18 protein-coding genes are annotated in these 22,449 nt (G+C 44.2%); 11 read left to right on the top strand and 7 right to left on the bottom strand.

The annotated features are described in order from the left end of the window. Positions 1 to 73: 73 nt before the first annotated feature. Complete coding sequence (locus AC3CH4_RS09075) at positions 74 to 535, bottom strand: methyltransferase family protein (protein WP_488542856.1); 462 nt, start codon at positions 533 to 535, stop codon at positions 74 to 76. A 66-nt stretch (positions 536 to 601) separates the two neighbouring features. Further along, the gene (gene ydiJ / locus AC3CH4_RS09080) at positions 602 to 3,637 is read right to left on the bottom strand and encodes a D-2-hydroxyglutarate dehydrogenase YdiJ (protein WP_488542857.1); all 3,036 of its coding nucleotides are present in this window, start codon (positions 3,635 to 3,637) and stop codon (positions 602 to 604) included. A gap of 221 nt (positions 3,638 to 3,858) precedes the next feature. Here ydiJ and AC3CH4_RS09085 point away from each other — a divergent pair, with 221 nt between their 5' ends. The 7 genes from AC3CH4_RS09085 (at position 3,859) to AC3CH4_RS09115 (ending at position 10,016) form a co-directional block, all read left to right on the top strand. Next, positions 3,859 to 4,542, top strand: coding sequence for a DUF3334 family protein (locus AC3CH4_RS09085; protein WP_004733423.1), 684 nt, complete (start codon positions 3,859 to 3,861; stop codon positions 4,540 to 4,542). 209 nt (positions 4,543 to 4,751) lie between these two features. Then, positions 4,752 to 5,441, top strand: coding sequence for a DUF2786 domain-containing protein (locus tag AC3CH4_RS09090; protein ID WP_428786186.1), 690 nt, complete (start codon positions 4,752 to 4,754; stop codon positions 5,439 to 5,441). 142 nt (positions 5,442 to 5,583) lie between these two features. After that, complete coding sequence (locus tag AC3CH4_RS09095) at positions 5,584 to 6,252, top strand: YiaD family glycine zipper/OmpA-like lipoprotein (protein ID WP_428786529.1); 669 nt, start codon at positions 5,584 to 5,586, stop codon at positions 6,250 to 6,252. Between the two features lie 157 nt (positions 6,253 to 6,409). Beyond that, on the top strand, positions 6,410 to 7,468 hold the full coding sequence (locus tag AC3CH4_RS09100) for a tetratricopeptide repeat protein (RefSeq protein ID WP_488542858.1): 1,059 nt from the start codon (positions 6,410 to 6,412) through the stop codon (positions 7,466 to 7,468). Between the two features lie 165 nt (positions 7,469 to 7,633). After that, positions 7,634 to 7,822, top strand: coding sequence for a hypothetical protein (locus AC3CH4_RS09105; protein WP_017059767.1), 189 nt, complete (start codon positions 7,634 to 7,636; stop codon positions 7,820 to 7,822). 372 nt (positions 7,823 to 8,194) lie between these two features. Beyond that, positions 8,195 to 8,602: a SulA-like leucine-rich domain-containing protein gene (locus AC3CH4_RS09110; RefSeq protein WP_004733418.1), complete on the top strand. Its 408-nt coding sequence runs from the start codon at positions 8,195 to 8,197 to the stop codon at positions 8,600 to 8,602. 310 nt (positions 8,603 to 8,912) lie between these two features. Continuing rightward, positions 8,913 to 10,016, top strand: a complete 1,104-nt coding sequence (locus tag AC3CH4_RS09115; protein ID WP_171316095.1) for a phosphoribosylaminoimidazolesuccinocarboxamide synthase — start codon at positions 8,913 to 8,915, stop codon at positions 10,014 to 10,016. 175 nt (positions 10,017 to 10,191) lie between these two features. On the opposite strand, the gene AC3CH4_RS09120 is transcribed toward AC3CH4_RS09115, so the two are convergent. Together AC3CH4_RS09120 and AC3CH4_RS09125 are read right to left on the bottom strand one after the other, a co-directional pair. Next, entirely contained in the window at positions 10,192 to 10,569 is a 378-nt protein-coding gene (locus AC3CH4_RS09120; protein ID WP_054547386.1) for a hypothetical protein, read from the bottom strand. Between the two features lie 203 nt (positions 10,570 to 10,772). After that, a complete protein-coding gene (locus AC3CH4_RS09125) occupies positions 10,773 to 13,145 on the bottom strand; it encodes a helicase-related protein (protein ID WP_488542859.1) in 2,373 nt (790 codons plus the stop codon). A 184-nt stretch (positions 13,146 to 13,329) separates the two neighbouring features. Here AC3CH4_RS09125 and AC3CH4_RS09130 point away from each other — a divergent pair, with 184 nt between their 5' ends. The 3 genes from AC3CH4_RS09130 to AC3CH4_RS09140 all read left to right on the top strand — a co-directional run bounded on the left by AC3CH4_RS09130 (position 13,330) and on the right by AC3CH4_RS09140 (position 17,581). After that, positions 13,330 to 15,018, top strand: coding sequence for an NAD-dependent malic enzyme (locus AC3CH4_RS09130; RefSeq protein ID WP_004733414.1), 1,689 nt, complete (start codon positions 13,330 to 13,332; stop codon positions 15,016 to 15,018). A gap of 195 nt (positions 15,019 to 15,213) precedes the next feature. Next, positions 15,214 to 16,014 carry a SanA/YdcF family protein gene (locus tag AC3CH4_RS09135; protein ID WP_488542860.1) on the top strand — a complete coding sequence of 267 codons (801 nt, stop codon included), beginning with the start codon at positions 15,214 to 15,216 and terminating at the stop codon, positions 16,012 to 16,014. 196 nt (positions 16,015 to 16,210) lie between these two features. Beyond that, the gene (locus AC3CH4_RS09140; RefSeq protein ID WP_054547383.1) at positions 16,211 to 17,581 is read left to right on the top strand and encodes an SLC13 family permease; all 1,371 of its coding nucleotides are present in this window, start codon (positions 16,211 to 16,213) and stop codon (positions 17,579 to 17,581) included. Between the two features lie 354 nt (positions 17,582 to 17,935). Here AC3CH4_RS09140 and AC3CH4_RS09145 read toward each other — a convergent pair whose 3' ends face one another. Then, complete coding sequence (locus AC3CH4_RS09145) at positions 17,936 to 18,286, bottom strand: GlpM family protein (RefSeq protein WP_004733411.1); 351 nt, start codon at positions 18,284 to 18,286, stop codon at positions 17,936 to 17,938. Positions 18,287 to 18,410: 124 nt separating this feature from the next. Beyond that, the gene (locus tag AC3CH4_RS09150; RefSeq protein WP_488542861.1) at positions 18,411 to 19,706 is read right to left on the bottom strand and encodes a GGDEF domain-containing protein; all 1,296 of its coding nucleotides are present in this window, start codon (positions 19,704 to 19,706) and stop codon (positions 18,411 to 18,413) included. A 304-nt stretch (positions 19,707 to 20,010) separates the two neighbouring features. Here AC3CH4_RS09150 and AC3CH4_RS09155 point away from each other — a divergent pair, with 304 nt between their 5' ends. Further along, entirely contained in the window at positions 20,011 to 20,835 is an 825-nt protein-coding gene (locus AC3CH4_RS09155) for a DUF2797 domain-containing protein (RefSeq protein ID WP_017070245.1), read from the top strand. Between the two features lie 325 nt (positions 20,836 to 21,160). Here the strand turns inward: AC3CH4_RS09155 and AC3CH4_RS09160 are convergent, their stop codons facing one another. After that, entirely contained in the window at positions 21,161 to 22,384 is a 1,224-nt protein-coding gene (locus tag AC3CH4_RS09160) for a sensor domain-containing diguanylate cyclase (protein ID WP_488543633.1), read from the bottom strand. Positions 22,385 to 22,449: the final 65 nt, after the last annotated feature.

The raw sequence follows: 22,449 nt of genomic DNA on the forward strand, positions 1-22,449 counted from the left end.
TATCCTCAAGCTGGGCTTTTTTAGTACGATCCTTGACTACACGAAGACACTCAAGCCTGCACTCAAGTCAAAACTAAATCCAGCGCCTAACCTTTTGTTTGTAATCAACATATTCCGCACCGAACAATTGCTCTAGAGCGCGCTCTTCTGGCTTAATTTGGAACTGATTCATATATATTACGAATGCAAAACTGAGTAAAACACTGAATAAGTTTTGGAAGAAGTAGCCAAAGCAAAACAGTAGGATGAATAACCCTAGATACATTGGGTTTCGCGTGTAGCCAAAGATTCCACTGTCCACAACGGCAGAAGCAGTTTCGACTTTGATCGGGTTAACGGTGGTTTTCTGTTTTCGAAATTCCCATATGCCTGATATTCCAATCACACCACTCAATATGATCCCGACGCCTAGCACAACCATTCCATAAGGTAATGCTAGTGTCCCTTGGCTCAACTGCTGAGCGCAGAAGTATGATGCTACGAATACAATAATGAACAGTGCAACGGGTGGTACTTTTAATTCTAGAAATTTCATACTTTTCCTTATTAACATTCCTTTGTTAGTTTAGAAAAAAGCCCAGCAATTGCTGGGCTAAATGTATTAAAGAATTTTTGCTAGCGCCTGTAATGGGTGAGCAAGCTTCTCACCTTCAAAACGCTTCACTTGGCTACGGCAAGAATAACCCGTCACCAAACAACGATCTTTTGGTAAGTCCTGCATTTGAGGTTTCCAGCTTAAACCGTATATATCTTTCGACATTTGAAGCTTATCGACCTCGTGACCGAAAGTACCGGCCATACCACAACAGCCGACAGGAACGCTGGTTAACGCAGCACCAAAGTGTTTGAAGATAGCGCCCCACTCTTTTTCAGCGTTCGGCATTTTGGTCTTCTCAGTACAGTGAGCGAACAAGTACCACATCTCTTCACTTGCTGAGCGCGCTTCGAACTCACCTAACGATGGCATTAACCATTCATGCACGGTGAGCACATCAAAGTCGCCACGCTTGTCACCTAAGATCTCGACATATTCATCGCGATAACAAAGTACCAGTGCAGGATCAACACCCACCAAAGGAATACCGATATCCGCCACCATCGACAAGAAATCCGATGTAGATTTCGCCTCACGAGCAAAACGATTTAAGAAGCCCTTAATGTGCAGCGCTTTTCCATTGGGTTTGAACGGCAGTAGTACCGGTGTTTTACCAAGCTTCTGAGCTAGAGTAACGAAATCTTCGACTACCTCTGCATCATAAAAGCTAGTAAACGGGTCTTGAACGATAAGTACATGCTGTTTCTTCTGCTCAGAAGACAAACCTTCTAAGTACTGTAAGTCGAAGAGTTGCAATTCTTTACTCGCCAAACGATTTTTTAGCGTAGGCACCGACATCAATGGTGCATCAACATAACCGACTGTTTTAGCCGTTGCGGTTTGTATCCACTTTTGACCCAACGCTGCGTTAACAACCTTTGGTGCTTTCGCCATTAGCGGCAGCATGGTTTCAATGTTGGCAACTAAATAGTCTTTTGCTGGGCGCTGATAACGAGAGTAATAGATGTTCAAGAATCGAGAACGGAAACTCGGCACATCGACTTTGATCGGACATTGGCTCGCACACGCTTTACACGCAAGACAGCCATTCATCGCTTCGTGAACTTCATGAGAGAAATCGTATTCATGACGTTTGTTCATGGTATTGCGAACGCGATCAATCATGGTTTTAATCGGAGTATTGTCTTTCAGCGCTTCTTGCTCTAAATCGAGAATATCGACGCCTTGCTCAGTTAACTGACGAAGCCACTCTCTTACCAAGCCTGCGCGGCCTTTTGGTGAATGACGACGGTCTGCCGTGACTTTCATCGAAGGACACATTGGAGAGCTCGTATCGTAGTTGAAGCACAAGCCGTTACCGTTACATTCCATGGCTTGTTTGAAGCTATCACGAACTTGTACGTCAATCTGACGGTCGTAGAAACCACGCTTGGTATCGGTCACTTTCACCAATTCCGCATCACTTTCTAATGGCGTACAGATCTTGCCTGGGTTCATCTTGTTGTGCGGGTCGAACGCTGCTTTAACTCGTCTTAATTCGGTAAACAGTTCCTCACCAAAGAAGTCAGGGCCATACTCAGAGCGGAAGCCTTTACCGTGCTCACCCCACATCAAGCCGCCGTATTTAGCCACCAACTTAACCACTTCATCAGAGACTTCGTGCATCAGTGCTTCTTGCATCGGGTCACACAGATCAAGTGCCGGACGAACGTGCAGTACGCCCGCATCAACGTGACCAAACATGCCGTAGTTCAACTCTTTTGAATCGAGTAAGACTCTAAATTCAGAGATGAAATCGGCCAAGTGTTCCGGTGGTACACAGGTATCTTCAGCAAAAGCCACCGGCTTAGCTCGACCTTTCGCCGCACCTAACAGACCCACCGCTTTCTTACGCATGTTGTAGATTCGGCCAATGCTCGCTAAGTCACTGCATACTTGGAAGCCAATCACACCCGCTTCTTCGGTTTCAAGCATGCTTTCAAGTTGTGCCGTCAGTGCTTGAACTTGTTGTTCAACTTCCGCTTCATCTTGGCCTGCAAACTCAACCATGTTGATGCCAAGCATCTCTTTATTGGGAACATCCATAAGCAGGTCGCTCACAGTGTGCCAAACGATGTCTTGCTTCGCTAGGTTCAATACTCTTGAATCAACCGTCTCAACAGACAGCGCTTTCGCTTCTACCATGAACGGCGCATTACGCAGCGCAGAATCGAACGTGTTGTATTTCACGTTGACCAGCGTTCGCGCTTTGGGAATAGGCGTTAGGTTGAGCTTTGCTTCCGTAATGAAGACTAATGAGCCCTCGGCACCACATAGGACGCGAGTCAGATCAAAGCTGTCGTCTTGTTCGTTGATTGCGTTCTTTAGATCGTAACCTGTTAAGAAGCGGTTCAATGGTGGGAATTTATTAAGAATTTGAGCGCGCTTGTCTCGACAAACGGCTTCAGTAACCGCAAGGGCATGGTGAGCAAATTCACCCTCAACTGGCAAGCCGTGCGATAAATCAGACTCTAGACACGAACCATCCGCGAACACCGCTTGCAATGACAATACATGATCTGACGTTTTTCCGTACTTCAACGACCCTTGGCCCGAAGCATCGGTATTGATCATGCCACCTAAGGTTGCTCGGTTACTGGTAGAAAGGTCTGGAGAGAAAAAGTAACCGTAGGGACGTACTGCATCATTCAATTGGTCTTTAACGACGCCAGACTGAACTCTTACCCAGCCCTCTTTCTCGTTAATCTCAAGAACCTTATTCATGTGTCGTGAAAGGTCAACCACGACACCTTTTGTTAAGGATTGTCCGTTGGTTCCGGTACCGCCGCCACGAGGGGAAAAGGTCACGCGTTCGTAAGCGGATTTAGCACCCACCTGACCGAGCAACACAACGTCTTGAGTTGTTTTAGGAAGGATGACCGCCTGCGGCAATTGCTGATAGACACTGTTATCAGTCGCCACAGCCAAACGGCTAGAATATTGAGATTCAATGTCGCCAGTAAAGCCCGCTATTTTTAGTTCATCTAAAAAGCGTACGACTACTGGATCGACATCAGCATTAAGTTGAAGTCTTGGTAACATTTGCTTCCTGCCCCTACTTCGCTGATCCTATCAGCATTGGGTTATCTGAGATTTTTAATAATTTTCTTTGAATTTCGTCACTTTACTACTATTAAGATCATATAAAAAGGTGATCAAATCAGAATCTCAGTGCAAGAATGGAGAAATAGTCACTTTCGTCTTAATTCAGTCCAATATACTGAATAACATTTTGTTTAAGACATCTCCATGAGCACATCACAATGAAAAAAAACAAAACAGTCACAACTGAAGATATTCTTCTTAAGCTATGCCAATCAGTCTCAAGCGTACTCACTTCAGCGACGGCTTCTCAGGTGTCCTATTCAGCTATGGTTCAAAAGATCAACAAGACAAGTCTGAAGCCAGACTTTGGTTGTTTCGTCTTATTTGACGGTGGCTTTTCTGGTCTTGTTGTCATCAATTTTACGTCTAAAGCCGCGCTAGAGATCTATACCAATTACATGCGTAACATGGGCATGCCAGAAGATGAGCTGGCAGTACTTCACACGTCTGACGAAGTGGGCGATGTTTTGGGTGAGTTGATGAACCAGTTAGTTGGTGATTTCACCAATAAGATCCGTAAAGAACTGCAAACCAACATCACACAGAACCAACCGAAAATGCTGGCATTGAACAAGCAAGTAAACCTTTCTGTTGATACTAACCTAGATCGTCCACAAGCTCGCCGAGTGACCTTCTCGACTGCAAACAACAACATCTTCTATCTAGAGCTTGCAATGGATAAGACAGAATTCATCCAATTAGAAGAATTTGAGATCGCTGAAGACGAATGTCCAGACAGTATTCTTGAGGCTACTCAGAAAAAAATGCAGGAAGCGAATAAGCCCGCTCAAAGTTCAGGTAATGATTCGGCAGCCGATCTACTCGATGAACTTGGTATCTAGTTTGCTAATGCTCTAGTTAATCCGGAAAATCGTGTCACTAACGCCATCAATACGCTTGATGGCGTTTTTATATTATCCAGAAGCCGTCTCTTCCACCCTTCATAAATGGCTCACCGCATAATAACAAATGACTTTTGACTTTGCTGTTACCTGCCAAAACATGTAAAATGTCGGACTTTTCAAAATTTGCGGTAATGATTAAGTAGTCGATGGATAAGAAAAAAGCCCTAAAGAAAATTGCCAAGTGCCTTGAGCTTGGAAATTCTGCGAACGTCAATGAAGCGGCCAATGCGATAAAAATGGCGCATAACTTGATGCTGAAATATGGTCTCGAGAAAGACGATATTGAATTTATCAAGATGGGGAAAACTCAGTCCAGTCATCTGTTACCTGCAAATATCAGCTCTACACTGCTGCGTGTTATTCGTGGTATTAACACCAAGTTTGGCGTAGAAGCCGTATTACTGAACCACAAAGGCCTTAAGCGTGTGGAGTTCATTGGTGAAGCTGATCGAGCAATCTTTGCTGCCTTTGCTTTCGATATTATTTATCGCGAATTGAACGAGCATACGGGTCAATTCAGAAACAGCTTTTCAGGATCTGGTACCGGAACTCTCGAAGTCACTCGTCGTGTGAATTCTTACGTCTCTGGTTGGGTAGAAGGGGCGCTTGAAAAGTTGCCAATCATTACCCCGGACGACGAGTCAAACAACAAAATCAATAACTACATTGATAAAGAATTTGAAAATATTGACCGTGAAACCTTCAAACAACAACTCAGAGAAGCGATGAAAAACCTCACCGCTGACTATGAAGTTGGCTTGAAGAAAGGTCGTAAGCTTTCGGTAAACCGCCCTGTTGGCGGAACTCAAGCAGCTAAAAAAATCACCAAATCGTAGAGCATGCCATTTAACTAAATCATAATGCTTGCTCTTTACATTTCCTCAGCACATTGTTAAAACCATCAATAATACTTATAGGACTATATGTTTGTCATTCGCAATCCATGCGTTTGACAGAAGTACATGATGGAGAAATACGTTGAAAAAAATCACACTAGCCCTAGCGCTTACTGTCGCTCTAACGGGTTGTCAGGCAACTCAACGCCAAAATGCTACAACAGGCGAATCTGAGACGAACTCTGCAACTCAAGGCGCTCTAATTGGTGCAATCGCTGGTGCCGTTGCTGGTGCTGCTACTGGTGACGATTCTAAAGATCGCCGTAAACGTGCACTCATCGGTGCTGCTGGTGGCGCCGCCGTTGGTGGTGGTATCGGTTACTACTTCGACCAACAAGAAGCTGCACTTCGTGAAGAGCTCATGAACTCTGGTGTTCAAGTTGAACGCGTTGGTGAGAACCAGCTTCTACTTCGCCTAGAAAACGGCATTGGTTTTGGTTCTGGCTCTTACGCTTTAGAGTCTAGTATTCACAACACACTACGTGGTGTTGCTCGTATCTTAGTTGAATACCCAGACACTAGCCTAGTGATCGACGGTCACACTGACAGCACTGGCAGCGAGTCGTCTAACCAAGTCCTTTCTGAGCGTCGTGCTGAATCTGTTCGTGCATTCTTGATCTCTCAAGACGTTGCTGCAGGTCGTGCCATTGCTCGTGGTAACGGTGAACGTTACCCTCTATGTGACAACAACACCTCTCAAGGTCGTGCTTGTAACCGTCGCGTAGAAATTCAAATCTTGCCGCTTAAGTAGCACGATTAAAGCCCAGTTACCTTTATCTATTGAATTAACCACTATATAGTTGCTTGTCATTCGTATCGCTTATTTTAAGCGTTACGACTTAACACTTAGCCACATAGCGTATTCATCCTGATACATCGGGACCGGGCTTTTTTACGAGACTTATCTTTTGCTTATCCTATCCAACTTCTGGTCATCGTCATTTCTTAGGCCTCTATTTCTAGCCCTCATTTTTTCCACGATACAGTTGTCCATTCCACATTTCGTTCACGCAGAAAGCAGTGATGAATTTTCAATAAAGTCACAACCTCAAGATCCAGTTTCTCAATACCAATTAGCTCAAGCTTATGAATCGGGTGTCGACGTCCCTTTGAGCACCAGCGATGCATTTTATTGGTACTCGCAATCAGCGGATAACGGCAATGCAAATGCGCAATTTAGGCTGGCTGAATTATATTTATCAGGGACAGGTGTAGAGCAAAGCAACAAGCTAGCTTTAGAATGGTTTATCAAATCAGCATTGCAAGGTAACAAACGCGCCTCAGTTGAGGTCGCAAAGATCTATGAGTCCTCGCTTGAGAAAGATCTACTCCAACCATTAGATGCAGCACAGCTATGGTATGAAGCGGCCCTAAAAGACAACCCTGATGCAGAAGATGGTTACAATCGCGTTCTGGAAGCACAATTTAACCAACAACGCGCCAAGCAGATCTCTTCGATTGAGCAGCTCAATGACGGCATCGATACAGAAGCCAGCACAAGCCAAGAGATGTCTGGTCAACAACGACCTAATCACGAGCTAACAAGCTCTGACTATATAAGTGGCGCAGTACTGGCCGTTTTAATTGCAATAGTGAGTATCAGCGCGACTCTGGTTGTATCGCGAAAGCGACAGATCCTGAAGTCTGGTGAGTTAAATCAGCAACAACAGACACTTGAAGCGCAGCTTAGCGCGAAAGACTTCACCATCAAACAGCAAAAGCGCCAACTTCAGACTATCTATAACGAACTGAAGAAGCAGAAAAACAACAAGAGTTTGAACAATTTTCAGGTAGCCTGTGCGCTATTTGGCTACACGCCTAGCTCAATTCCGGACCAGAAAAGCATCAAGATACGATACAAACAATTATCAAAGATCTACCATCCAGATGGTCACGGATGTGACGAAGAAATGAAACGTTTGAACAATGCGCTAAAAACCATTTTACAAAATGTTACAAAAACGTAAACAACTACACATATTAAATTTTCAAGGTCGCAAAGATATCGATTTTATTAGTGTTGCAATCGATCCCCCTCTCAAAAACGGGTAACAAACTATTAACTAATGGGTCTTACTTGTGTCATAATTTGCGCCGAAAATACACCTGACTTAAACAGGTGAGGAGAGAATATGTTCACAATAGAAGGCGTTTGTGATTGGTGCAAAAAGCCAAGCCTAGTTAAAAAGCACGACTACCTAGATGGTAAGTGTCATCATGCATGTAATGAGTGCAATGATATTGCAACCATTGATGTTCGCCAGTTCAATATTGGTGAAATGGAAATGAGAGCAAAACTCTCCCAAGCGACATTGAGATAAGCAACACCGTTGAAATATAAGAAAGCGCCTAAGGCGCTTTTTTTGTGTCTGTGGTTTTAGATTTTCTCTCTTCTCTCTTCTCTCTTCTCTCTTCTCTCTTCTCTCTTCTCTCTTCTCTCTTCTATACAGGCGTATACAGTACTTTTCTGTCAAAACCACTGTATACACCTGTATAAAGCTCACATTTTTTGAACTTATGAGACAAAGTAGCAAATTCATTCTAATTTAATTTGTCAAATAATTTCAATGACTTAACAACATAACACCTATAAGTTCAGACAAAATCGTCCAATAATCCCGCAAAAAACGCTTGATCTTATAAGCAACTAAAACTACTGTATACACATACAGCATGTATATAAGGACAGCAAAATGATTCAAGCACACGTTAAAGCCCAACACTCTAGCCCGCTAGTTCACTGCGCATTTACATCAGTTTCTCGTAAAAGCAAAAATTCAAACGAGGAAGCGTTATTTGCAAGAATGGCGTTGCTGTCCAACCAACATCAGTGGCTACTGTTTACCGCTCAAACACCGAGACCATCCGCTAAGCAGCTAAAGCAACATAATGTTTGCTGCGACCGAGTTATTCATATGAAAGCCTCTCATCAGATGACTGAGGTAGAAACCGTCGAGAAAGCCATTCGCTCTAAGAATGCGAGTGCGATTGTGGCAAGTGCATCGATTGATCAATTCAGTCAGCAATACCTAAGAACATTAGGAATGCGCTTTCAGTGTGAAGTCTTCTTTATGGATGCGAATTCAGAGCGCATTCACTAAGCCACCTTGCTTAATAACATGTTGGCTCAAAAACATGGCCCACAAACATAGCTTAATCGTTTAGCTAACAAACTTAAGTTAACTTAACCGCATAGCTCCAAAACACAGTCCAAATATACTGCCTTCCCCTGCCCTACGATTCACCTATTTTTTGGCGAATTGTTAGGCGGGGGTTTTTATTTAAACAATAGATTTAGCAATCGTTTGCTTTTTATCTGGAAGGAAATAGTAGATTGAGTATAATGCCCGTCTAATCATGTGCACACCGCACTTCTCTGTATGACGTTTGATAAAAGATAGGAATGTCTAAATGAGCCTTGCTGATCAAGTTCTTGCCGTAAATGATGACCTACCAATCCGTACTGACAAACCTGTCCACAGTGGCAAAGTTCGCTCAGTCTACTGGTTAACTGAAGAAGATAGTCAACGACTAATCAAAGAGAAAGGCTACGATGTAGCACCAGATGCACCTTTAGCAATCATGGTGATCAGTGACCGTATCTCTGCATTTGATTGTATCTGGCGTGGTGAAGGTAATCTTAAAGGTGTTCCAGGTAAGGGAGCGGCTCTGAATGCTATCTCTAACCACTGGTTCAAATTGTTTAAAGACAGCGGACTTGCTGACAGTCATATTCTTGATATCCCTCACCCGTTCGTATGGATTGTACAAAAAGCTCGCCCAGTCATGATTGAAGCGATTTGTCGTCAATACATCACAGGTTCAATGTGGCGTGCATACGCAAACGGCGAACGTGAATTCTGTGGTATCGAAATGCCTGAAGGTCTTGAGAAAGACAAGAAGCTACCTGAGCTACTGATCACGCCTTCAACAAAAGGGATTTTGAAAGGTATCCCTGGTGTTCCAGAAGCTGACGATGTGAACATCTCGCGTAACAACATCGAAGATAACTTCGCAGCGTTCAACTTTACTCAAGCAAGTGACATTGCGCATTATGAAAAACTTCTAAAAGAAGGCTTCAACGTAATTAGCCAAGCACTCGCAAACGTCGATCAAACCTTTGTCGATACCAAGTTTGAGTTCGGCTACGTGAACGATGCTCAAGGTAAAGAAAAGCTGATCTACATGGACGAAGTGGGCACGCCAGATTCATCTCGTATTTGGGATACTCAAGAGTACAACAAAGGCAACATCGTCGAGAACTCGAAAGAGGGTTTCCGTCAGTTCTTACTTAACTACTTCCCTGATGCGGACATTCTGTTGAACAAAGAACGCATGCCAGAGCGTGAAGCTCTAGCTCGTGACAATGAACTTCCTTTGGATGCATTGATGTCTCTTTCTCGTACTTACCTTGATATCGCAGCGAAAATCACAGGTGCAGAGATCGTACTGAGCGAAAATCCTAAGCAAGAAATTATCGATGTACTGCGTGCTGACTATGGTCTAGTTGACTGATCGCATTCTAGAAAGCGAGTAAGCTCGTAAACACAAGTTCCAGATACTAAAAGGGCCTCATCATTATTGAGGCCCTTCTTACATGTGCGGTTTTTAATATTCTTTGAGCTAGCTTCTAAGCTGCATGCTATAAGCTCTAAGCTCTAAGCTCTAAGCTCTAAGCAATACTGAGAGATTACAGCTTGATAGTAAACTCTTCTCCAGTATTCTCGGCAATCACTAAATGACTGCGCGTCTCGATGTACTCTATCTGCTCTTCTTCAAGAGAATATGGCATAACAACTTTGAGCTCATTGATCCCTTCCAGCCTAGCCAGCTTAAGTAAGGTAACAATGTTTGACTCATCACTTTTACGCGTCGACATTGATTTTAATGCCATCTGCCATAAACGATCTTCAGGGCTTGCTAGCTCTTTAATGCTATCTCGCCAGACGGTACTGAATACTGGTGCAATTGTGGTTAGTGCCTCCAGAAAAGTCCATTTTTTACTGCATGAGGCGCCAAGAAAGGTTGTGTAATCGAACTCTACACGCGTCTCTATCTGTTTATCCATGATGTCCCCCGACACTTTGACAACACAATATACTCAATATCTATCAACTCTTTCTTTATAGCAATAGGATATAGAAGAATAGTCTTTTATGACCTTTTGATTGGTTAAAAAGGCATATAAAAATCAATTTTGTAACAAAATAAGCACTGAATAATCATATATGCACCTATTTGATTAATATTTTAGAGATAAAACTTATCTATCTATTTTATATCAATTATCCGGCTCGCTTTTTTGTATTGAATACGCCAGCCAGACCATGTTGGCAGCTCCCAACGTTTTGGTGATAACTTTCGGCTACCCGATTGATAGTGAACGTAAATCAGCTTTCGTGCGGGCAAGTATTCTACATCGAGTTGCAAGTCGGCAAGGTTCAGTGCAAACGGGTATTTTTCAGAGAACTCTGAATAGAGCCATTCTGGGATACCATCAAATGGAATGTCTGAATGTTCAAACATTTCTAGCTCGCTGACATCGGTAACCCCTAACACCTCAAGCTGTTGTATAAACCATAGTTCAAAGCTAAGTTGCTCGATCTCAGGAGTATATTTTTTTTGTTCATCGAGCCCAAGTTTCACATACAGCTGCCAGTGTTTGATTTCTTGAGTGCGAACCTTTGCAAAACCGGGAAGTTGGACGCCTTTTAACACAAGATCGACAATAGGCTTTAATGATAGTTGCCCTTCAGCCGCGACGAGCTTAGTCGTAATTGTACGGCCTGCGTACACCAAAGCCATCTCGGTAAAGACACCATCATCATTTACTCTTGTTTCACCTTGCTCCCACTCTCCGAGTTCAGCTTCAATGATAAGCTCAAGAGGAATAGGTGCCGTGACCGTCGCTAAGGTCAGTGTTTGCTTAACACCTCTTCCCGGCAAGCTGTGCGTGTCCAGCACCAACATCGCTTGTGCATTGTCCGGGAAACGATTCTGACGGCCGAGTACTACCTCTAACACTCCATTGGCAAAGGCTTCTTTCCTCTTCAGTCTGCGCACAAACACCAGCTCAGGATGCAAATTCACAATAGTCTTAAGCAGTTCAATACGTTGGAAACGTGACGCGACTTCTAACTGAGGAAGTTCAAACACCTCACGCATTTGCTTTGCCAGCCCTTGTGCTTCATTCAGTGCCTGTTGGTCGATTTCTAAATGCGGATAATCGCGACCACGAACAATCTGAATCAACAGGCTTAAATCACACCCTTCTTTCTCTTGTTGCGCGAGCGCTTCCAAATGTTCTGCGGTGTTTGGTAATTGATACAAGCGAGCAGGAACGGACAACGCAGCTGTGAGATCGACTACCGCTTCTTTTAATGCTTTGGTTTTGATTCGAGTCACAATATCGGCATACAAAGCGTCAATTGGCAGCGGGTAAAGTTTCTTTCCATGCTCGGTAATTTGATGATTAGCGCTAATCGCTTCCATCGTCAGCAAGGTTTGAGTCGCGCTGTTTAATGACTTCTCAGGAATAGGATCAAGGAAGGACAAGCTCTCAAGCGGAGCACCACAACATGCCGCCGCAAGCATGGGTTCGGTCAGCTCTTCACGCTGCAATTCAGGTGGTGTGACGAACTCTAACGCTGCATGCTCGCCATACAGTCGAACGCAGACACCATCCATTACCCTACCCGCGCGGCCAGCTCGTTGCTTGGCACTGGCTCGTGATATGGATTTGAGCATCAGGGTCGTTCTACCGTTGCGTTGAACGGTTCGTCTTTCCAATCCTGAATCTATCACGACACCAATGTCGGGAATGGTTAATGAGGTTTCTGCCACGTTGGTAGCGAGAATGATCTTTCGTAAATAGTTGTTATCAGGGTTTTGGCCAGAGAGCGCTAAATCTCTTTCTTTATCACTGACCGATGCATGCAACTTCACCACTTGGATATCTGGATTTTTTGCCAAGGCTTGTTCACATTGCACGATCTCTTTTTTACCCGGCAGGAAAACCAAGATATCGCCATGTGAAGCGATCAGTTGATGATTCACTTCTTCAGCAATGCGCTGCTCTAGATGTCGAATATCGGGCAATGCTCTTGATTCATTCGCCCTGTGTTCAATAGCGACTTGATAAGTTCGGCCTTCACAGCTAATTCGATTCGCATCCAAGTAATGAGCAAGACGCTCCCCTTCAATGGTTGCTGAAGTGATCACCAAGCGATGGCTCTCTTTTTGTTTCAGAATCGCCACCAGCAGATCAATGTCCCAGCGCCTCTCGTGAAACTCATCCACCACAATCACATCAAAACTGGCTAATCCATCTTCTGATAACCAACGCAGCGCGATACCGGGCGTCACAAAAACAACGTTAGTTTGCTCGTTGTACTCCGACTCAAGCTTAATCGCATAGCCAACCTTGCTACCAAGCTTCTCACCCGATTGCTGTGCTAGGTATTTAGCCAATGACGTACACGCGATACGTCTTGGTTCCACCACCAGCACTCGTCCATGTTGAGAAGCCCAAAGTGGCAAACGCGTTGATTTACCCGATCCGGTTTCAGCTTCGACTACAAGGTGAGAATTGGCGATTTGCTCGTGGAATACGTTTTGATAAGAATCGATAGGAAGTAATGACATAAAAAGGAGGAGTCGCGAAAAAGTGTGAGCGAAGTATAACGAATTATGGCGCTAGAATTCGATAAGTGTGGGACATGGGTAAGAATATCATTTTGTTTGCAAAGATCGGAGGGAAACTATTTACAATTGAATAACTAAACCGTTATCATTTTTCGGTTACCCTTTCTCCCATATTAGGCATCCAATGAACAACGATAAACGCCCTCTATATATCCCTTATGCTGGTCCTGCTCTACTAAGTACCCCTCTTCTAAACAAAGGCAGCGCATTCTCTGCTGAAGAGCGCAGTTCTTTCAACCTTGAAGGCTTGTTACCGGAAACGACCGAAACAATCCAAGAGCAAGTAGGACGTGCATACAAGCAATATTGTAACTTCGAAAGTGATATGGATAAGCATATCTACCTTCGTAACATCCAAGACACTAATGAAACGCTTTTTTATCGTTTAGTTCAAAACCACATTTCTGAAATGATGCCTATCATTTACACGCCAACGGTTGGCGCAGCATGTGAGAACTTCTCAAATATTTACCGTCGTGGCCGTGGTCTGTTTATCTCATACCCGAACCGCGATCGTATCGATGACCTACTGAACAATGCGACAAACCACAACGTTAAAGTTATCGTGGTTACGGATGGTGAGCGTATTCTTGGTTTGGGAGACCAAGGTATCGGTGGCATGGGTATTCCAATTGGTAAGCTAGCACTGTACACAGCTTGTGGCGGTATCAGCCCAGCTTACATGCTACCAATCGTGCTCGATGTGGGTACAAACAACCCTCAACGTCTTGCAGACCCAATGTACATGGGCTGGCGTCACCCTCGTATCACAGGTGCGGATTACGATGCATTCGTTGAAGAGTTCATCCAAGCGGTTCAACGCCGTTGGCCTGATGCATTAGTTCAGTTCGAAGATTTCGCACAAAAGAACGCAATGCCACTGCTTGAGCGTTACAAAGATCGCCTCTGTTGTTTCAACGATGACATCCAAGGCACAGCAGCCGTAACGGTTGGTTCTCTACTTGCAGCATGTAAAGCAGCAAACAGCAAACTTTCAGATCAACGCATCACCTTCTTAGGTGCGGGTTCTGCAGGTTGTGGTATTGCTGAAGCTATCATTGCTCAAATGGTGTCTGAAGGTATCAGCGATGCACAAGCACGCTCTCAAGTTTACATGGTTGACCGTTGGGGTCTGCTACAGGAAGGCATGCAAAACCTGCTTGATTTCCAACAGCGTCTCGTTCAAACCAACGAAAACACCAAAGACTGGGAAAGCGACGGCACTGGTTTCTCTCTACTAGACGTCGTTCGCCACGCGAAACCAACAGTATTGGTTGGTGTATCTGGTGCTCCAGGTCTGTTCAGCAAAGAAGTCATCAAAGAGATGAACCTACACTGTGAACGCCCTATCGTGTTCCCACTGTCTAACCCAACAAGCCGTGTTGAAGCAACTCCAAACGACATTATTCGTTGGACTGATGGCCAAGCACTGGTTGCGACAGGTAGCCCATTTGAGCCAGTAACTCATAACGGCACCACTTACCCAATCGCTCAGTGTAACAACAGCTACATCTTCCCAGGTATTGGCCTTGGTGTATTGGCTGTGAATGCTTCACGTATCACTGATGAAATGCTGATGGAATCAAGCCGTGCGCTTGCTACGTGTTCTCCACTTGCGATCAATGGTTCAGGTGCGCTACTTCCACCATTGGAAGAGATTCACACCGTATCTAAGAAGATTGCTCTTGCCGTTGGTAAGAAAGCGATTGAGCAAGGTGTTGCACTAGAGATCACTGAAGAAGCTCTTCAACAAGCGATTGACCAGCATTTCTGGCAGCCGGTTTACCGTCGCTACAAGCGTACTGCATTCTAATAAAGCGTGCAGTACTTTGAATAAAGCGCACTCCGCTTGGAATAGAGAGCGTTAACTATACTCTTACAAGAGCCTCTGCAACTGCAGGGGCTTTTTTCTTTACACTGTCTTGTCTTTTTAACTGATTTTTCTCATTTTTATTTGGTATTATCGAGCACTCAAAAATTAATGCTCAGTCAAAGGACCATACCGAGAGTGAAATTTGATTCTCACATTTTCCGTAGCTACTTATCAAAAGCTTACAAAAAACTGCAAGGTTTTCTGTTTGGCGCTTTCCTCGTGTTCTTAGTTGGCAGCGCTGCGGTTATTGCGATCGATTATTGGGTTTCATGGCAAGCGGAAGATCGCATCATCTACGATATTGATGACGTGCCCGAGCTTGAGGTCGCGGTTGTGCTTGGCACAAGCAAATATTTGGGTAGAACACTCAACGACTATTATAAACACCGAATCGAAGCCGCGATTGAGCTGTTCGATCGTGAAAAAGTGGATCAATTTCTACTGAGTGGCGATAACGCTCATCGCTCTTACAATGAGCCGTGGACGATGAAACGCGACTTGTTGAAAGCGGGTGTCCCCGATGAACGCATCAATCTAGATTACGCGGGGTTTAGAACCTTGGACTCGATTGTTCGCGCCAAAAAGATATTCGATACTGATAATTTCCTGATCATCACTCAGAAATTCCACTGTGAAAGAGCGCTATTCATCGCCAATTCTTACGATATTCATGCGCAGTGTTTGGCGGTTTCAGGACCAACCCACCATTCGGGAACCTCAATACGTTTACGTGAAGTGTTTGCTCGCACCAAAGCATTCCTTGATCTGTATATTATAGGGACAACGCCAAAGTTCCTTGGCCCTAAAGAGCCAATTCAACCCAGTCCAAAACCGGAATCATTTCCGATTCCAAACCCTATTACTGACCCCACTGTAAACCCTATATCAGATCCCTCAGCAAGCCCTATTTTAGAACCAGCAGAGACCGATGTGTAGAAAACTACACATTTTGAATTTGTTGCCTCACACTTCCCCATTGTTAAGCAAAAACACACCAGCACTCCTTTATTAACTTGAGTAACATTCTTCCAACAAAGTCTGACCCTACATCAAGCTATATACCTCGAAAATAATAAGCACGACTCAATGAAGTCGTGCACCAATAAAACGAGGATAACAAAAGGAGCGTCTTATGACGGCACTTGTTACTACACTGAAACACTGGTTGTTTACCCGCAACAGCATGATATTAATTGGTAATTTCACGTTATTTGCACTTTTGCTCAATACCCTGCCATTCGAAGCGCAAGTGAATACAGGTTTAAGTATTCTCGTGTTCGTTGCCATTCTATGGTTAACAGAAGCGATTCACGTCAGCATCACCGCTTTGCTCGTTCCCCTATTGGCTGTCTTGTTTGGTGTATTCAACACGCCCGCTGCGCTGGCTAACTTTTCGAACCCAATCATCTTCTTATTCATGGGTGGCTTTGCATTAGCAGCCGCACTGAACAAGCAAGAACTAGATAAGGCGATTGCTGACAAAGTACTGTTGATTGCAAAAGGCAGAATGTCGGTCGCCGTGTTCATGCTGTTCGGTGTGAGTGCGGGCTTATCAATGTGGATCTCAAACACCGCCACCACAGCAATGATGCTTCCTCTTGTTCTAGGCATCATGAACAAAGTTGACCAAAGTGAAGACCGTAACACCTACGTGTTTGTGCTACTAGGCATCGCTTACTGTGCATCGATTGGTGGCATCGCAACCTTAGTGGGTAGCCCACCAAACGCAATTGCTGCGGCAGAAGTCGGCTTGAGCTTCACAGAGTGGATGGCACTTGGCCTACCTATCTCAATGATCTTATTGCCAATCACGATGATTGTTTTATACGTGATGACTAAGCCCAAGCTCGACCATAAATTCGAGCTAGACCACGCTCCTGTAGAGTGGACGAACAGCAAAAAAATCACACTGTCTATCTTCCTTTTAACCGTAACGCTTTGGATATTCGGAAAACCAATCAATGCAATGATTGGCGGATTCTCTAAGTTTGATAGCTTGGTGGCGATTGGTGCCATTGTACTGCTTGGCGCTTCTAGAGCGGTTGAATGGAAAGATGTTGAGAAGACAACGGATTGGGGTGTACTTATCCTGTTCGGTGGCGGTATCTGTTTAAGTAACATTCTGAAAGCGACTGGAACCAGCGTATTCCTAGCACACTCACTAAGCGGATTTTTAGAAACAGCAGGCGTGCTTCTTACGATTCTAGCCGTGGTAGCGTTCGTGGTATTCCTAACGGAGTTTGCGAGTAACACAGCGAGTGCGGCATTGCTTGTCCCTGTATTCGCAACCATTGCTGAAGCGCTGGGGATGTCACCTGTTATCTTATCTGCACTGATTGCGATTGCCGCATCTTGTGCCTTCATGCTACCAGTCGCGACACCACCTAATGCGATTGTATTTGGCTCTGGTCACATCAAACAAAAAGAAATGATGCGAGTCGGTATGGTGTTGAACTTAGTTTGTATCCTAGTACTAACACTGTTCGCTTGGATCTTCTGGTAAGCAGCAAACGCTTATAGAGAAAGCTTTATAGGCAAGTGCTTAGAAACACATATTTATAGGTAAATGCTTATAGATAAATGTTTACAGGAATGCCCCCTCAAAAAAATCTGGTTGCAGCTTCCCTCGGCTCAACCAGTACAAAAATGCCCGCTCAGCTCACAAGATCAGTTTAACGAGCAAGATCCGTTTAACTAACCAGATCAGTTTAACTAACTAAATCAGCTAAACGGGCATCTAAAAACAAGAAACGCTTTTCCCTTTTGGTGGCCCCGCGCCACCTTTTTTGTGTCAACTTGTCACCTTTTTTGTATCAACTTGCCACCAAGCACTCATTACCGTTCTAAGATCTGGCTCTCACGCCACACTTGGCACCAAACGCGTCCAACCTAACAGCAGCATAGAAGCACACATAACCCAAACGACAGTGGCTAAAGAAAGCGTCGATACCAAATTGTAGCGATAACTGAACACATAAACCGCGCCAAGATAAGCCGCGTATGGCACAAGCGAGAACAAGCCAAAGAGTGCCGTGGTACGTAACTCCACCATGGTTTGTTCCGTGCCAACAATGTAGTGAGCAATCAGAGCAAAGGTTGGAAACAACGGCACTAAGCCTGCGATGTAAAAGCTCTTACTTTTCGACAGTAGCGCAATCAACAAAACAGCCGCGGCACCGAGCAAGCATTTAAAGAACAGTGAGATCATTTTTTATACGTTATCCAAGCAAATCAACAAAGGCTCTAGAGGGTAAACTCATATAGCGCCCATAAAAATACCACACGTCACATATGCACGTGTGGCTTATAAACTAACCAAAACAATTTTCAGATTAGTGACTCAAGATCACCTGATTTCGACCTGAATGCTTCGCTTGATATAGAGCTTCATCAGCGCGAGCAATGGTCTCTGTCACCCGCTCTTGTTTCATCTCGGCAACACCAATACTGCATGTCAGTGGATCGCCATGAACCCAAAGGTGCTGGCTGACTAAAAGTCGGATTTTCTCGGCCTTTCTTTGTGCTTCGCCAAGATCAGTCTCCGGGCAAAAAACAATGAACTCTTCACCACCCCATCTCACCAATTTGTCGGAAGCGCTGATCGAACTGCCGACCACCATGCTGAATTCTCGTAAAATATGATCACCCATTTGGTGTCCGTATTTATCGTTGACGCTCTTGAAGTAGTCAATGTCGAGATACAACATACTCAGCTTTCCATGCCCCTGCTTTACCTGCTGAGACTGCATTTTTAGCCAATCACGAATCGCGTGTCGGTTGAGAATCCCAGTCAGTTCATCACGATGAGCCTTTTCTGAAAACTCAAAGTTTTGCTCTCTCAGTGCTCGATTGACGTTCTTTAAGTGATGATGCCTTTTCTCTGCAAGCACCATACGTTTTCTTGAACGGTTTAACTCAGACAATAAGAATACGGTGCCTGTACCAACCCAAACAAACAGTAAGATAAGGAACAAGCTTTCGCCTGAAATATAAGATCCCTCGAACTCAATACTGCGGATGACTATTCTGTGGTGACCCAGTTTCGCACCAGACGCGGTAGCAAACTCGACCATATTCACATTCGAATACTCAGGCGCTGAATGCTCTAGCGCAATCTCGTTATCCGCTAACCACCATGTCATTACTTGCAGGTTTTTGATCGGAATCTCAATCACACCACCATCCACGCCAGGAGAAAACTCCATCCCGTTGTACTTATGCGTGTACTCGTCATCAGGAACCGAATAAGCAGGATTATAATTACGCAGGTAAGTTCGCAAACGACCGCTAGAATCGGCCTCCGCATGGTAATCAATATTGACTCTAAAGGTGTGGTACTGCGAAAGGTCAAGGCCAGTGGTAATGTCTGGGTTGATACGAATCGATAAGCCGCAATAAGGCCACGGATACTCAGATTCTTTAAGCTCACAGTTGAGAATATACTGGCCATTTTGATAAGATAATTGGGACGTACTGACGCCCCTATCCACTTGATCGCTGGTCGCGATAAACTCATATTTATCCGGCGCAATTGCCGTTATCACACGATTTCCGCTCACACGGTAATACTGGACAATCGCCAGTGTCGTGATAACTAAAAAGATGACTATTTTATGGATCCACTTCACGTCTAAGCTTCCGGCTTAAGGTCCCTATAGTTGGGATTTCACGATAAAAAATAAGTTAGGTAAATTAGTGATCTTAATTCCAATAATTTACTAAAAAACGTTATATCACGCCTGAAAAAAATGTCATACCATAATTTTAAGCGAGCGTTTACTCATCAATTATCCATCGCAATAATCAAGTAATATTGCGTATTAAAACGGACTCTATTTGTTATACTCATCGCATAATCATCGTTAACCGTAACGCCTGCTTACAGAGCGTCCGAGTCGACGAAATAATAATCAAAATACAACGAGTAATGTCATGTCTTTATTAGCAAAAGGAACACTCAAGAAAATGAGTGCTTCGCTCGATGGTGCGGTTACCTACCGTTTACCTGTCGGTGAAGAGTTTGTAGAGCTAAACCCTCTGATTGGTAAAACCATCAACCTCACTCACACCGGTAATATTTTTTGCTGCTCGTGTGGCAAGAAAACCAAGAAAAGCTACTCTCAAGGCCACTGCTTTGTGTGCATGAGAAAGCTAGCAAGCTGCGACATGTGCATCATGAAGCCAGAAACTTGCCACTACGATGAAGGTACTTGTCGTGAGCCTGAATGGGGCGAAGCGAACTGCATGGTTGATCACTTCGTTTACCTATCGAACACATCAAGCCTAAAAGTGGGTATCACTCGTCACACTCAAATTCCTACTCGCTGGATTGACCAAGGTGCCACTCAAGGCCTGCCGATCTTGAAGGTAAAAACACGTCAGATTTCTGGCCTGATTGAAGTTGAGTTAGCAAAACACATTGCCGACAAAACCAACTGGCGCACGTTGCTAAAAGGCGACGGTGACGATATGGAGTTGGTAGAAAAAGCCAAAGAGCTATTGCCATTGGTTGAGGATAAAATCCAAGAGATCAGAGCGAAGTTTGGCGACGATGCCATCGAGATTCTTAGTGAGAACATCACTTCACTGAGCTACCCAGTTGAGCAGCACCCGGTGAAGATTGTTTCTCATAACTTTGACAAGAACCCTGAAGTATCTGGCGTGCTGCAAGGCATCAAAGGCCAATACCTTATCTTGGATACTGGTGTGATTAACATCCGTAAATTTGGCTCTTACGAAGTAGAAGTTTCTGCTTAGTAAGCCAACGGTTTTGAGATGATCGCTGTTTTGATAAACCAAAGCTAAACGGCTTTGATCGGTGAAAGCTAAACGGCTTTGATGAGCTAAAACTAAAATGCCCTCAGCAATTGCTTGAGGGCATTTTTGTATCATGACCAAACATTATAACGGGGTGACACCCTAGTTAGCTTTATTTTTATGCTTCTAAATTTATGGCTTAAGCTTCTAGATTAATAGCTTATGCTTCTAAATTTATGGCTTTAGCTTCTAGATTTATAGCTTATGCTTCTAAATTGATTGGGTGTACTAAATTGATCGAGTTTACTCAATAGATTGAAGTCGTCTAGTGCGGTAATGCTTGGCTTATATCGCTAGAAAACACTTCTCCGCACACGCAGTTCTTTCCATTCGCTTTGGCTCGATACAAAGATTGGTCTGTGAGGTTGACGAGTGCATCGATGGACACTTTTCCATCGCAAGATCGACTATCACTCACTCCGATACTCACACTCACATTAAAACGAATCTGTTCGCCCACTTTGAACTCGACCTGATTAAATTGCTGTCGGATCTGATCAGAAACTTCTCGCGAAACGTTAGGTGACGCATTGGGAATAAAGAGAATAAACTCTTCTCCACCCCAGCGGCCTGCCACACCACCCACTCTCTCAACATTACGTTGAGTAATGTTAGCCAATGCGCAAATAACCTCATCGCCCACCATATGGCCGTAAGCATCATTGATCGATTTGAAGTCATCGATATCAAGCAGCATACTGACGACATGAGTATCAGAGGCAATATGTTCCCTTAACCACTCATAAATCGCTCTGCGATTGAGTAAGTCAGTCATTTCATCGTAATTCGCTTGATGAACCAATTGCTTTTCCAACATCACTTTTTGAGTGACATCTTCGAGCACAACTTGAACAGCCGGCTGACCTCGCCAAGTAATCGCATTATCGTAAATATTGAAGAATCGATGAATGCCATCGAACCCAATGTTTTCAACCACAGTGCTGGTTCCCGACAACTCACCCGACACGATCGCTTGATAGTGCTTACTGATACCATCCGTATTCTGTTTTGGCACCAATGTAAGGATAGAGTCCAGCTTTAAAACTTGCTCTATGGAAGAACCACCCTGCATTTTAACCCACGATTGATTGACCATCAGCGGTTTGAACTCTCGGTGAACCAAGATGCCCTGCCCTGATTGCATGATCATATCGTGATACATCTTATCTTGTTCACGCACCGCATTTTGTAGCTGAATCGCAGGGGAAAGATCGATCACCGTGACTTGCAGTGCTGGCCGACCTTTCCACTCTGTCACATGGTCAATAGAGAATACTGTGAACTCTCGACCATTGCGATCAACATTAACATAGGTGTGGACCTGCGGATCGCGTTGACCACTGATCGTTTCAAGGTAATTTTGATAGGCTAAAACATGGTATTCTTCTGAGATTAGATCTAGGAAGCTATCTATATTAGTAAGTAGTTCTTCGGGTGATTGGTATCCATAGATGCGAGCATAATTAGCGTCAACACTAACTACATTCATATCTTGAATAGTTATTACACCGTACGTGGATTCGAAATTTATTGAAGACATTGCCAACTCCGCAC

The sequence above is a fragment of the Vibrio sp. QJM3NY_26 genome (assembly GCF_057786005.1).